The following is a 12,846-nucleotide window of genomic DNA, read 5'->3' as shown; positions in this document are numbered from 1 at the left end:
CTGTTACTTTTTAAATCTATTTGGGCGTTACCCAAGGGTCGCGCTTTACGTTGCAATCTTTTTAATCGTGCCTCATAAAAAGAATTTACACTACAATCGCTAACGCAGACATCAGTAAAGGTATAAAGCCTAACCAAAAACCAGTTTAATCAACCACCGTTAATGGCTTTGACTGGACAACATCTACCTTTAAAATTTTAGCAAATTTATCGTTTGGATTATCCACAACATACCAAGTGTGCTGCGTTGTTCCTGCTAAATGTTTTCCATCCTTAGAGACGCCTTTCCAATCAAAAGCAACCGTCATTTCATATTCATTTTCCAGGATTTGTTTGACTTCAAAATTCTTAGGATAATGCTCGCTTTTAGATAATTGTTTTGGCGTACCGTTTAACCACTTCTCTAAACCTTCAATAGACGTTATCTTACTTTGAGTCGAAAAATTTAACACAAAATCATCCGCTAAAAGGGCTTTAAAAGGCGTTACATCTCCATCAAGATTTTCCATGGATGCAATCCAATAATACATCAAAGATTTAACTCTGTTAGTAGGATACGCATCCTCAAAATCGTCTTTAGTTTCTCCAGTAGGGATTATTTCAATAGACGCAAATTTAGGTAAGCCATCCTTACCCGGTACCAACTCTGTATTATAATGTATCGTGTAACTGGCTTTGACACCGTCAGGACGTATATTTTGATAACGTAAATCGGCTTCCAAATGCCATCCCTTTTCTGTAGCTGTAATCTGTACATCCTTGACATGATGTGCATTTTTCCAACCTTTATAAACGGTAAGTCTTTCTGGATAATTGGCTTTTCCTTTCATTTCTCCTGCAGTAGATTTCATAAAAATATCCTCATCTAAAAGATCCAATTGGTTATTAATACGTTGTGTATTCATGTCTCTTTCATATAACTGATACCACCTATGTAATTGTACTTTAGCTAAATGTACTGCCTTAGTTGTTGGTGCTGTAGTTTTCATAAGTTTGTTTGTTTTTATAAATAGGTTAATATCTGTAGCTACAACTTCTGGCACTTCTAGTTGTGGCGAGTGTGAGGCATTTTCTATAATTTTAATTTCTGATAAAGGGATCTCTCTATTATAACGTTCGGCAACATTAAACTTTACAACTGCGTCATGTTTTCCCCAAAGAATTAAAGTCGGTGCTTTAATTTGGTTAATCTGCTCTTTTAAATCAAAATAGTCTCCTTTTTTTATTTGCGGAATAATAGTATTATTTAAAAACGCACGACTGTCATTAATTTGAGAGATGTACATTTTTTTTATTGGTCCTGGCAAGTCAGGCACTTTATAAAACACACGGGACAATACTGCGTTTAAATCGGTTTCGTCCTTTAAAACACTACCAAACCCAGAATACACCACGTGGTTATCTAACGTTAAACCTGGTGCATTTAAAAGCACTAGAGACGTCACCTTATTTGGATACGCAATAGCATAAGCAGCAGAAATATGCCCACCCATAGAGTTACCTGCCAAATTAAAAGTTTGAATATTTAAACCTGTTAAAAACTGATTTACAAATGCAACTTGTCCTTTAATACTTAAATCTAAAGTCGCCTCTTTTTTGTTTTCTCCAGAAGCTAAAAGATCAGGAATAATTAAATAGTAGTCGTCCGTTAAAAATTTAGCCGATTGTACAAAGCTGTTTTTATCGTCGCCAAGTCCATGCAATAAGACTAAGGTGTCTTTTGCAGTCGTGTTATTGTTTGTGTAGTAATGGGTATTGTAACCATTTACAGTTATCGTTTTTGAGACTAACTTTGCTAGTCGTGCATTTTGAGCATAAGTAAAGTCTACTATTTTTTGAGGAAAAAAAAAGTAAACAATCCCTAATCCTAATGCAATAACTGCAAATAAACCGCCAATAATCTTCAATATTTTTCTCATAATAGTCTTACTAATTATTATAATACAAATATCTGAATGATAACATTGTAGGGCGTTGTCAAATGACAACTAGTACTATTTGTTAGCTATTTGATTACGAATTCTGCTTAACGAAAATTTTGTGATTCCTAAAAAAGAGGCAATATGCGTTTGAGGCACTCTATTTACAATCGATGGACTTTGCGCTAATAAACTTAAGTAAGACGCTTTAGCATCTTGATTGATTAACTGACGCTGAAAATTAGTTTTTTCCAACAAGATTTTAGATGTGATTTTTGCAATAATACTATTCCAATTATCAATCTGTTCAGAAAATAATGTCCATAATTTTCTGTCTATCATTAAAACAAGACAATCCGTTTCGGCAGCAATTGTCCCAGAACTAAAAGTGTATTCGTTAAAACTAGTAATATTAGTTACAAATTGGTTTTCGGATATAAAATACGAGGTAATCTCATTACCCTGACCATCATAAAAAAAGTATCTAAATACACCTTCGATAATAAAACCAACCTCATGTGCAACTTTTCCAGCAGGTAAAAATACCGCTCCTGTTTTATACGTTTTAACCTGTAAGTTATCTATTAAGCACAGCTTGTCCGCACTTGTTAAAGTGTCAAAATTTTCTAAATACTGTATTAATTGATTGGCGTGCATGCTTTTATAAAATTGATTTTTAATCACTTATGTAAAAGTACGCAAATAAGCTACTTAACCAAAACACCGCGCGCTTCCATTAACGGAACTGCCTGCAAAGCGTTTAAGTTAATCGTGTTTTTTCTAAAGGTATAGGTTTTATCAAACATGGCATTGCCTTCAAAAAAAGTGACTTTAAATTGATTGTTTAAAGTAAATAAATCCTCTTGCATCAACTCTATTTTAGCGTAACTCTTTTTAGGTAGTTTGTCTAGTTTTTTTCTAAAAATAGAAGTCATTTTATCATCAGAATACCCACTAGTTACAATTAAAACCATTTCTAAATCTACGTCTTTATCGTTAATGATATAAGCATTCCAATCTTGGGTCTTGTAAATGTCGTTATACTCATTTACTACTGCTATATAAACGTTTTCTACTGAAGGTATTTGGATGTCTTTTTTCATAAAAATATAATAAACTTGGACTAGCAAGTTGTGCAAAAATATAGATTAACAGCAAAGATTATGTAACATTCGGTAAGTTTTTATTACATATATTAGCACTAAATTAACAACCAATGACTTTTTTTAAACCATTTTTACTTTTATCCTTTTTATCAATAGCTCTTTTTTCTTGCGTAGACGGTCCTTCAAATGCACATGCTGCTACGTCTGAAGAGGACATTCCTGACTGTAAAATAATGATTATCCTTGGTGATGACAGAAGTGGATCATCACAAAGTCTTCAAAAACTAGACAAATCAGATTATGAAACTGTAATAAATATTATTACCGAAAACGGTAGCGGGTATTTTGCCTCAACCATTATTGGGAATCCTGCACCAAACTCTAAAGAGATTTTTAGATTAAAAGTTAGCGCGTTAAAAGATTACGAGGACATCTTAACGTCAGATAACCCAACGCTGACAGAGCAAGCAAAACAAAAAAAGCACAACGAAAAAATTAAAGCTAAAAACGAAAAGATTAAAAAGAAAAACCAATCGCGTGTCTCTACTTTTTTATCTAAAACATTAGAATCGTCAATTTTAGCATACAAACCATATAAAGGTAATGACATTACTAATATTGACTTAGCTTTTAACCATATTAACAAGCTTTTAAAAGAACCTAACATGGAGGATTACGACAAAATAATTGTTGTATTGTTTACAGACGGTGTTAATGAGCCTGTTAAATCTGGTAAAATTGAAAAGATTGAAAACGCTTTAGAACTTACTGATAATGCAGAATTGTATTTAGTAGGTTGGAAAGACACTTCCGTTTTTGGAGGTATTGAAATTAATGAATTTGAAGGTAAAGAAGGCTTTTTTAGCTACCTTGAAGACTTTGAATGTTTATAATAAACCACACATAACCAACTATGATTGTTAACTGGAATCAACCATCTACAGACGAGTCTGAGAATTTATATACAATTTCTGACGAGGTTGCATCAAGAGCAAACTCTGCTTCAAAACGCGCAAGAGATACTTTTGAGATTTTAAAACCTGAAGAGGAAAAACTAAGCCAATGGGACAAAATTATGTCCAATGCTTATGTAGTGCCTTTCACTATTTCGTTTATTGTAATTTGTATTTTAGAATACTACTTTAGTCGCGAAATTTATCGTGATATCTTACCACAAGCCCCTTGGGTAATTGGGATTGGTATTATTTTTATATCTATAGTTATTGCTGAACTTTTAGTAGGTATGTTAAGTTCTCATACAAGAAACAGACGTTTTTTTGAGGACAAAAAGATAAGCGCTAATGCGTCTACACCAGATTCTGATATTGTAAGAGGTGTATTTAAGCATGCTAGAGGTCAATTTATCTTTGGTGTTATTTTATTTATCGCAATTGGAGGTGCTATTTTCTATTTTTCTAAAGAACGTGTTGCCAGAGAGATTGCAGCAGGAATTAGAGAATCAGCTTTCGGAATTCAAGATATCCTACCCGTATTATTTTATGTTTTAGAGGTATTGGCTGGACTATTTGTATTTTACTTATTTAAGCGCTCTGTAGTGGCTTATAAAAACTATAGTAACAGAAAAAAATATAGTAAAGAAGTGGAGATTGCAAGATTACATACTAGCGAGTCTTGTAAATATTTTGATAACGCAGAGAAAAAAGGATACAACACCTTTTTAGATGATGTTAGTAGCAACTTACATTTAGGTTTTTACAGAAACAAACACCAAAACACAAATCAGCAACATTTAAACTATGTTAATGAGCCTGAGATTGAAGCACAATCTTTTAAAGCTAAGTTTTTAAATGTAAACGGGCAACCCGCACAAGTTACTATTGACGTACTAACGGAATACAAGTTTAAAGAAAGTAAAACTAGCGACTCTAGTGGCTTAATAAACCTAAGTATTAACTCGTACCCTCAAGATCAGATAAAGCAGTTTAGAATCACTTATTTTAATACTAGTGACGAGAAAGTTATAGAAGATATATCGGGTAACTACTCTTTAAACAACACCGTTCCTTACGAGATTATTTTAAAGTAGAGTATTAAAAATTAAACCGTTTAAAAAAGCCCATTTGAAAAATCAAATGGGCTTTTTTAATATTAAATTCTAAGCTATTCTAGTTTACAATACAAGTATAATCTATATCGTCAACATTTAAAAAGGTATTAAAAACGCTGTTGTTTTGTGTACTAACCAATGCTTTAAGCTCTTTTATTTCTTGTCTATTAAACATCAACACTAAATTATCTTGTTTTGTTGGCACGGGTATTTTACGTTTGACGTTAGCATTAGCATACTTTTGTTCCCAATATTCCGCTTCAATAAACAGCACGTAGTTTCTAAAAATAGTATACTCGGCTGGAGTAAACTCAAAATAGATGTTATTAAATTCTAAGTGAAACTGTACGCAGTTTTTACAAAAATTTAATTCGCCTTGAGATGTCTTATTAATTGATTGTATACGCTTACACATAGTTTGAATTTTAAGATTAATAACAGTCTGTTACAATCTGATTATTGTGTTCAAAAACACTTAAAGGTTGCTGTAGTCTGGATGTTGTTATTTGATTTAAAGTGTCTAATACTTGATTTTGCATTGCTATTGATCCACAAATCATAATCACTCCGTTGTTTTTTAAAACTTCAGTAATAATAGACTGTTGTTTGGCAATGACATCTTGAACATATAGTCTAGTATTGTTTTCTTGCGATAATGCCATATTAAAACTAGTTAAAGACCCGCTATTTAAACTCGCATCAATACTGGTTTTATACAACTGTAAAGACTGTGTGGTACGTCCACCCCAAAACAAATGCTTAACTACAGGATTTGTGTCTTGCATCATTCCTAAAAATGGACCAATCCCTGTGCCATTAGCAATCAAAACCACACTTTTAACAAGTTTACTTTTAGGTAAATTAAACGTTGGATTTGGCTTAACTACACCTTTGATTTGGTCGCCAACCGTCAGATTATAAAAATAATTTGAGCACACACCAAATTCGTGCTTTTTAATACTTATTACTATAGCACCTCCTATTTTCCCGATAGAATACAGACGCGCTACGCCATCCTGTTCAGGAATAATGGATAGTAAATCTCCAGATTTAAACGACAACCTTTTATTAGGTTTTAAGGTCAAAACAAAGGTATTGTCTATATTAATTTCGGTTTTACTCACCACCGTAAATGCTTGTTGCTTCCGTTGTGTACTGGATACTTTTATACGTGCTACATCTAAATCCAAACCAACAGACTTAGACCATTGCAATACCCACTTTTTAAAATCCATTTCTGACTGGTTGTGTATTTTACACAACTCCAAATTAGGCTGAAACTGGGGATGTAATTGCAAATTAGCATCTACTAATTGTGCGTATTTACAATACGCTGCATAATTTAAAGATCCAAATCCAACAACTGCGTACTGTATTTGTTGTTTTTGCGGGACCGTATTTAATACCGATAAAAACTGCTTTGCATTTATAGGTGCTTCTCCTTCTCCATAAGTAGAGGTTAAAACAATCAATTGCTTTGCATTTTTATAGGTCGTGTAACTGTTTAAATCTGTAATAAAAACAGACTGTCCATTAGCTAACAGCGCGTTATAAAAGGCGGTTGCTAATGCGTATGTGCTTCCTGTTTCTGAGCCCACAAGAATGATATATTCGGCTGTATCCTTTCCTATTTTATTTTTAGGCAATACGGCATTTTGCCTTCTTTTAATGGTCATTTTAAAACCTGAATAGATAAAAAACAGAATGTTTAAACAAGCAATCAATAAGACTATAGACCACCAAATACTGCCTTTCCCGGTATGTAATACTAAACTCCAATCTGATAAGAAAGTCGTCATTGGATAATTTACTTGACTTAAAATCTGACCTGAATATTGATGCACCAGAAGCTCCTTACTATCCTGTTTTAAAGTGTAATAATCTTCTTCATCTTCGGAAAAAGGAAACTCTAAACTAACAACCTCAGCCAATGTCGTCGCATTAAAAACGGTTCCGTCTGGCTGTATTTCCGCGAAAGCGTTATTATTAAAATCGATGTTATGCGCAGGCTTATTTTCTGTAATAACATCAAATTTTAGCAGCGACAAATAGACGCCTGTAAGGGTTATAATTACAATAGGAATAAGGGATAACCGACCCAAAACAACATGCCAATATTGCGAAAAATCTTCTTTTACAATTTTAGCAAAAAACCGTTTAATACCGCTTTGGCGTTTAATAATTAAAATGGATCCCGAAAAAGCAATTAGAAACAATAAAAACGAACCCAAGCCAACTAAAAAGCGCCCCGTACTTTTTAAAAATAACGAACGGTGTAAATTGGTTGTAAACTTAAAGAGGTTGGATACCTCAGGCTTTTCGCCTAAAAAGGCAGCTGTTTTTGGATTAAAATACCCATTTAAAGCAGTCCCATTTTTAGTAATCACAGAAGCAGACACAAATTGATTTGCATCTACTTCTATAGTAATAACTTCTGGATATTGACGTTTAAACGTAGCGACTGTTTGATCTAAATCAAGCTGACCTAAAGCTTCTATTTTATAGGATTGCAGTTGTTCTGATATAGGCTGAAACGCTAAAACAATACCCGTTATAGTTGCTAAAAAAACAAATACAAACGATGCTAGTGCCAATGTTAAGTGACTATACCTCCAAATAGAAAGGGTCATAAATACGCGATTAGTTTGGCATTAAACGTACGTAACGTATAAATCCTGTGCCTTCAGTTTTACTTTTTACGCTTTCTGATGTTAGTACAAACTGGACATCTTTAGTGTAATATTCTTGATCCTCTACTGCCGACTCAAAACGGATGCTGTACCCTGCATTGATTTTAGAATCTTCAATCTCAATAACACTTATTGCACGCTCTCCGCCAGAAATAGTTGCACCTGTAAAGGCATCAATTTCTGCTCTAACCTTACCTTGAAACTTCCACCATTCTGTAATGTCATGATACCACTCTTCATCATCTCCTTGGACGTATAATGTTTTTTCATATGCTCCCTCTGGATTAATTAAAGAGATGGCTATATACGCCCCTTCTCCGCTATAATTGGTCATTTGTACCATACACTTATATTTGGAAGTTGTTGGTAATGCGGTAAAAGAGAACAGTACTAAACACAGGACTGCAAGGCTAACTATTAGTTTACTTTTTTTCATTTTATAAATTTATTTTAAAAAACTTAATGCCACTTTATTATGAATTAAAATTTCGTTTTCAGATGCTAAATCATAAGCTGTTTCTTCAAAACTTGTTGTTGCTTTTTTATCCGCACCAATAGATAATAAGTATCTTATAATAGTCGTGTTTGTTGCCTTCATAGCAGCCAAATGTAAAGGTGTATAACCTTCAGTATTAGCTGTATTTACATCCACTTCAAACTGATTAATTTGCTTTAAAAAATCAACATTATTTTTATCTAAGGCTAAATGTAATAATGTGTTTCCGTTTTTCTGAGGTTTAGTAAACTCAAAATTGGCTTGTTCTAACACTTGTAATTTAGCAGTAAAGTCTTTTTCCGTTCTTGGACTAAAAGCATTGATTAAATAGTATGCTAAATTATTTCCGTTAGCATCCACCAACGTTGTACTAGCCTTTTTAGATAATAGTAGTTTAACCAGGTCTGTTGTGTTATTTTGTACTGCTAACATTAAAGCAGATTGCCCTTTTTTATTAGTATAATCAATAGTATCCACATGTTTTAAAAGCGCTGCAACAACCTCAATACTATTATTACTTACTGCGTTTAAAAATGGTGTATTTCCGTTTTTGTCTGCCGCATTTACAGCAATACCTTTTTTGATAAAATAATTAATAACCTCTAAATCTTGACTTCTGGAAGCGACATTATGTAACGGTGTAATATTATCTGCTGTTTTAGTATTTGGGTTTAAACCAATACTTTCTAAATAATTATAAACCTCTAATCCGTTAGTTTTACCTCTAGTACCTTGGCTTGCAAATATAAACGCTTGATCGGTACCTTTTTTACCTTCTTTGATTAGTCCTTTAAGCAACTCTAAATTACCTGTTTTAGCGACGTAGTTAAAAATTCCGTTTCCGTTATTATCAACACTCTTATCGCTTAAACCTTTGTAAATAAAGTAACCTGTTAATCTAATATCATTAGGCGCTGCTAGCAATAACGCGTTAGCACCATCATGATTAACATCGTTTTTTAAATCTGCTCCATTTGCAATACAAACGTCATACACCTTAGTGTTAGTCTGTCCTGCGTTTGCTGCAAAATTTAAAGCCGTTAAACCGTGATCATCTAAAATATCTGTCTTGGCACCTTTGCTAATAAAATATTCCATTATTTTATCGTTACCAGCGTACGCTGCCCAAAAAATATAAGTACGTCCATCGTGCGTTAATTTGTTAACATCATTCCCTTTTAAAGACACTAGATATTCTAACACCTCATTTGGTGCCTGCTGTAAAATAGCGTAGACAACAGGATCAAAATTGTTATCATTTAACTCCGTTGGATTATTACCTGCATCTACTTGTGCCTTAACAGCATCAATAGTTACGGTAGGATTCCAAAACCCTCTATTTAAAAACACATTATCTTGCGCACTTACTGTAATGCTTACAAGTAGTAAACTTATTGCTATTATTTTTTTCATATTAATTATATCTATTTTTTAATAAAACGTTCAATTATTGGATCTATTTGCTCTGAAGTCGAGTAATTTTCGTCATCAAACAAATATTTGAATAATACTTTATTATCCACTTTTGCTTCTAACGCTAAATCTTGGTGTCTTGCAAAAACAGACGCCCATTTAGTACGGACTTTAGCCCATTTTTCTTGTCCTTCTTTCCACCAATCTTGTGCTGCTTGACACTTACTATCGTCTACCTTTACATAAGTATTATAGCCTTTTTCTTTGGCTAAAACCACATCTTCTTTTCCTGCTTCTCTAATAATTTTCTCATTGTCTTGATCATGTACCCAACCATAATCCATAGTTTGATGCCTGTTACCTCTTAAGGTAATATTATAATCGCTTCTTTTAGTGTATTCGCGTCTTGGTAATGGTGCTGTTGTAGCGTTTTCCCAAAAGCTTTTTCCATCTACATGTACCCATGTTGCAGACCCTTCGTAACGTGGACTATCATCCACCTGATATACTTTTTGTGTCCATTGGTTTTTTACGTCGTCTTTAGATTTTGAAACATACGTCCATTGGTTATCGCCATTAAACATATAAAAATCTGTGTTTTCAAACAACCAGTCTTGTCTCCAATGCTTTACAATATATGGCGACTCAGGAGTACCTACTTGTAATAAATGCTGAATTACAATTTTATCGTCACTATCCTCAACCAATTGTGCCCACTCCAAACCTTTATCTACTTTAGTTTCTGATGGCTTGTATAAAGAGTCCTGGCTATAGTTAAAAGTCTCTGTAAAGTTAAAAGTTACCTCATAACACCCACACATGTTTTTAATGGCGTTTTGATCTAGTTTTTTCTTGTCTTGCGCATGTAGTGCTATAGAAAATGCTAAAAGTAATACTGGTAAAACTGCTAATTGTTTCATTTTTAATGGTTTGTTTTTTTTATTAAAAAAATATTGTTCTTATTTAGACTGAATTAAAATAAGATATATATTTGCAGCAAATTTAATCAAGAATGATTCTAAATAAAAACTATTTAACGATTTATTTTTCTTTTTTTTTAGTCGGAATAACTTTCGCTCAAAAAAACAAAACGGTTGTTAAAGATTCCACAATAGTCGAAACACTAGACGAAGTTGTTATTACTGGTCAGTATAATCCACAATCGATAAAAAAATCTGTGCATAACGTGATCGTTATAGACCGAAAAAAGATTGATCAACAAGCTGCTAATAATTTAGCAGACTTACTAAATTTTAACCTTAATTTAAACATTATTCCTAGTGCCCAAACGGGACGTTCTACTATTTCATTTTTTGGCTTAGACTCGCAATACTTTAATATTTTAGTGGATAACATCCCTTTAGTCAGTGATAATGGCGTGGGGAACAACATAGATTTAACGCAAATAAATTTAGACGATATAGAGCGTATCGAAATTGTCGAAGGTGCAGTAGGTGTCGACTATGGAGCCAACGCAGTCTCTGGTGTTATTAATATCATTACTAAAAAATCTATTGCCCATGACTGGGAAATCCAAGCCTTTGTCCAAGAAGAAACAGTAAGCGATGAATATACCTGGTTTGACCAAGGACGCCACATACAAGCATTTAATATTGGTCATAAAATAAACAAAAAATGGTCCGCTAAATTAGGCTTTAACCGTAATCAATTTGCAGGGTTTTACAACCAACGCGAAGGACAAAACCATTATACAAATGATGGATTACGGGGTTATGATTGGTTACCAAAAACCCAATTAACCTCTAAAACCAATCTTAATTACTCTGGCACTAACTTTAGATTGTTTTATAAGTTCGAATATTTTAATGAAGACTTAAACTATTACGATGCTGCCGTAAGAGCAAATATAGATACACAGTCACAAACCAGTAATCCCTCTGCAACAGATAGAATATACACTACTAATAGGTTTGTAAATAACTTAAGTTTAAGCGGTAGTTTAACTTCTGGAGCTAATTATAATGCGTCGTTTTCTTACCAAACACAAAAACGAGATTTAAACGAATTTAACTACTATATCTTAACCAAAGAAAAGTCTAATCAGACCGATGAAACCTACCAATCAAGTGATGTGTTTTTCTCTAAAGGAACCATTAATAATTTATCAAAAAGCGATACGTTTAACTATCAATTGGGTTACGAAACTAGATTTATAAAAGGATTTGACACACAGGCATCCGGAGAAGTTACACAGCAAGATAAAACACAACAACAGAATAATTATGCTGTGTTTATGTCTTCAGAATATAAACTATCTAATAAACTATCACTGCGTCCTGGTGTACGATATGAGTACAACTCAAAATTTAAATCGCAAGTGTTGGGGTCATTTAGCGCTAGATATTTACTAAACAAAGGGTACGAGCTAAGAGCAAGTATCGGATCGTCTTACCGTACTCCAAATTTTGAAGAGTTGTACTACTATTTTGTAGACTCTAACCACGATGTAAGAGGAAACCAAGACTTAACTCCAGAACAAGGGTTTTCTACTTTTTTAAATCTGAAAAAACGCAGTTGGTTTGGCGACATCACTATGACCAATAATATAAAATTAAGTTATATCAACTTAAAAGATAAGATTGAACTAGCACTAGCAAATACAACCCCCTTACAATACCAATATATAAATATTGATGCCTATCGTTTAATTGGATTTACATCCGAAAACACTATAAAACAAGATAATTGGACTTTTAATTTAGGTGCAACACTACAAGGTGTCTCTAGAATTATGAACACTGAGGTTAATGCCGAAAACGACTTTTTATACGCCTTACAGCTTAATACAAGTGCTACGTATTTAGTTAAAGATTGGGACACTGCGTTTACTGTACTTTTAAAACATAACGGAAAACAACAAAACTACATTGCCGAAGGTAGCGATACTGAAGGTCGCACACTATTTAAAAAATATACCACTGATGCTTACAGTTGGATGGATGCCTCAATAAAAAAGTCCTTTTTAAACAACAAACTACAAGCTACAATTGGAGGTCGAAACTTGCTAGACATTACGACTGTTGCTACTAATGGCAACACGATAACTGGCACCCACAGCACAAACAACAGTAGCCTTTTACTAGGTTACGGAAGATCATATTACCTAAAACTATTATATAATTTAAATTTTTAAA

11 protein-coding genes are annotated in these 12,846 nt (G+C 33.3%); 3 read left to right on the top strand and 8 right to left on the bottom strand.

The window, feature by feature from the left end; genetic code table 11:
- Window positions 1-145: 145 nt before the first annotated feature.
- The 3 genes from ACZ2G2_RS06635 to ACZ2G2_RS06625 all read right to left on the bottom strand — a co-directional run bounded on the left by ACZ2G2_RS06635 (window position 146) and on the right by ACZ2G2_RS06625 (window position 3,021).
- Window positions 146-1,918 (bottom strand): alpha/beta fold hydrolase, encoded by a 1,773-nt coding sequence (locus tag ACZ2G2_RS06635; RefSeq protein WP_470394638.1) that lies wholly within the window; start codon window positions 1,916-1,918, stop codon window positions 146-148.
- A 75-nt stretch (window positions 1,919-1,993) separates the two neighbouring features.
- Complete coding sequence (locus ACZ2G2_RS06630) at window positions 1,994-2,602, bottom strand: Crp/Fnr family transcriptional regulator (RefSeq protein WP_470394636.1); 609 nt, start codon at window positions 2,600-2,602, stop codon at window positions 1,994-1,996.
- 23 nt (window positions 2,603-2,625) lie between these two features.
- A complete protein-coding gene (locus ACZ2G2_RS06625) occupies window positions 2,626-3,021 on the bottom strand; it encodes a hypothetical protein (protein WP_470394634.1) in 396 nt (131 codons plus the stop codon).
- Between the two features lie 113 nt (window positions 3,022-3,134).
- Here ACZ2G2_RS06625 and ACZ2G2_RS06620 point away from each other — a divergent pair, with 113 nt between their 5' ends.
- Window positions 3,135-3,917, top strand: a complete 783-nt coding sequence (locus ACZ2G2_RS06620) for a hypothetical protein (RefSeq protein ID WP_470394632.1) — start codon at window positions 3,135-3,137, stop codon at window positions 3,915-3,917.
- A gap of 20 nt (window positions 3,918-3,937) precedes the next feature.
- The gene (locus tag ACZ2G2_RS06615; RefSeq protein WP_470394630.1) at window positions 3,938-5,071 is read left to right on the top strand and encodes a hypothetical protein; all 1,134 of its coding nucleotides are present in this window, start codon (window positions 3,938-3,940) and stop codon (window positions 5,069-5,071) included.
- 79 nt (window positions 5,072-5,150) lie between these two features.
- Here the strand turns inward: ACZ2G2_RS06615 and ACZ2G2_RS06610 are convergent, their stop codons facing one another.
- The 5 genes from ACZ2G2_RS06610 to ACZ2G2_RS06590 are packed head-to-tail and all read right to left on the bottom strand — an operon-like array spanning window position 5,151 to window position 10,611.
- Window positions 5,151-5,507 carry a DUF6686 family protein gene (locus ACZ2G2_RS06610; RefSeq protein ID WP_282069677.1) on the bottom strand — a complete coding sequence of 119 codons (357 nt, stop codon included), beginning with the start codon at window positions 5,505-5,507 and terminating at the stop codon, window positions 5,151-5,153.
- Between the two features lie 16 nt (window positions 5,508-5,523).
- Window positions 5,524-7,722 carry a PepSY domain-containing protein gene (locus ACZ2G2_RS06605; protein ID WP_470394628.1) on the bottom strand — a complete coding sequence of 733 codons (2,199 nt, stop codon included), beginning with the start codon at window positions 7,720-7,722 and terminating at the stop codon, window positions 5,524-5,526.
- 10 nt (window positions 7,723-7,732) lie between these two features.
- Entirely contained in the window at window positions 7,733-8,218 is a 486-nt protein-coding gene (locus ACZ2G2_RS06600; protein WP_090836807.1) for a DUF2271 domain-containing protein, read from the bottom strand.
- 9 nt (window positions 8,219-8,227) lie between these two features.
- Window positions 8,228-9,691 (bottom strand): ankyrin repeat domain-containing protein, encoded by a 1,464-nt coding sequence (locus ACZ2G2_RS06595; RefSeq protein WP_470394626.1) that lies wholly within the window; start codon window positions 9,689-9,691, stop codon window positions 8,228-8,230.
- Between the two features lie 11 nt (window positions 9,692-9,702).
- The gene (locus ACZ2G2_RS06590) at window positions 9,703-10,611 is read right to left on the bottom strand and encodes a DUF6607 family protein (RefSeq protein WP_470394624.1); all 909 of its coding nucleotides are present in this window, start codon (window positions 10,609-10,611) and stop codon (window positions 9,703-9,705) included.
- Window positions 10,612-10,703: 92 nt separating this feature from the next.
- Here ACZ2G2_RS06590 and ACZ2G2_RS06585 point away from each other — a divergent pair, with 92 nt between their 5' ends.
- Entirely contained in the window at window positions 10,704-12,845 is a 2,142-nt protein-coding gene (locus ACZ2G2_RS06585; RefSeq protein ID WP_470394622.1) for a TonB-dependent receptor plug domain-containing protein, read from the top strand.
- The last annotated feature ends 1 nt before the right edge of the window (window position 12,846 follow it).

The sequence above is a fragment of the Olleya sp. KKT75 genome, assembly GCF_055635485.1.
The sequence above is the reverse complement of the archived record's forward strand: the minus strand, read 5'-3'. Positions and strand labels throughout refer to the sequence as shown.

Excerpts from the sequence above, each read along its gene's own strand:
- ACZ2G2_RS06585 (WP_470394622.1), top strand. The coding sequence starts at position 10,704 with ATGATTCTAAATAAAAACTATTTAACGATTTATTTTTCTTTTTTTTTA.
- ACZ2G2_RS06600 (WP_090836807.1), bottom strand. The coding sequence starts at position 8,218 with ATGAAAAAAAGTAAACTAATAGTTAGCCTTGCAGTCCTGTGTTTAGTA.
- ACZ2G2_RS06620 (WP_470394632.1), top strand. The coding sequence starts at position 3,135 with ATGACTTTTTTTAAACCATTTTTACTTTTATCCTTTTTATCAATAGCT.
- ACZ2G2_RS06615 (WP_470394630.1), top strand. The coding sequence starts at position 3,938 with ATGATTGTTAACTGGAATCAACCATCTACAGACGAGTCTGAGAATTTA.
- ACZ2G2_RS06610 (WP_282069677.1), bottom strand. The coding sequence starts at position 5,507 with ATGTGTAAGCGTATACAATCAATTAATAAGACATCTCAAGGCGAATTA.
- ACZ2G2_RS06635 (WP_470394638.1), bottom strand. The coding sequence starts at position 1,918 with ATGAGAAAAATATTGAAGATTATTGGCGGTTTATTTGCAGTTATTGCA.
- ACZ2G2_RS06590 (WP_470394624.1), bottom strand. The coding sequence starts at position 10,611 with ATGAAACAATTAGCAGTTTTACCAGTATTACTTTTAGCATTTTCTATA.
- ACZ2G2_RS06605 (WP_470394628.1), bottom strand. The coding sequence starts at position 7,722 with ATGACCCTTTCTATTTGGAGGTATAGTCACTTAACATTGGCACTAGCA.
- ACZ2G2_RS06625 (WP_470394634.1), bottom strand. The coding sequence starts at position 3,021 with ATGAAAAAAGACATCCAAATACCTTCAGTAGAAAACGTTTATATAGCA.
- ACZ2G2_RS06595 (WP_470394626.1), bottom strand. The coding sequence starts at position 9,691 with ATGAAAAAAATAATAGCAATAAGTTTACTACTTGTAAGCATTACAGTA.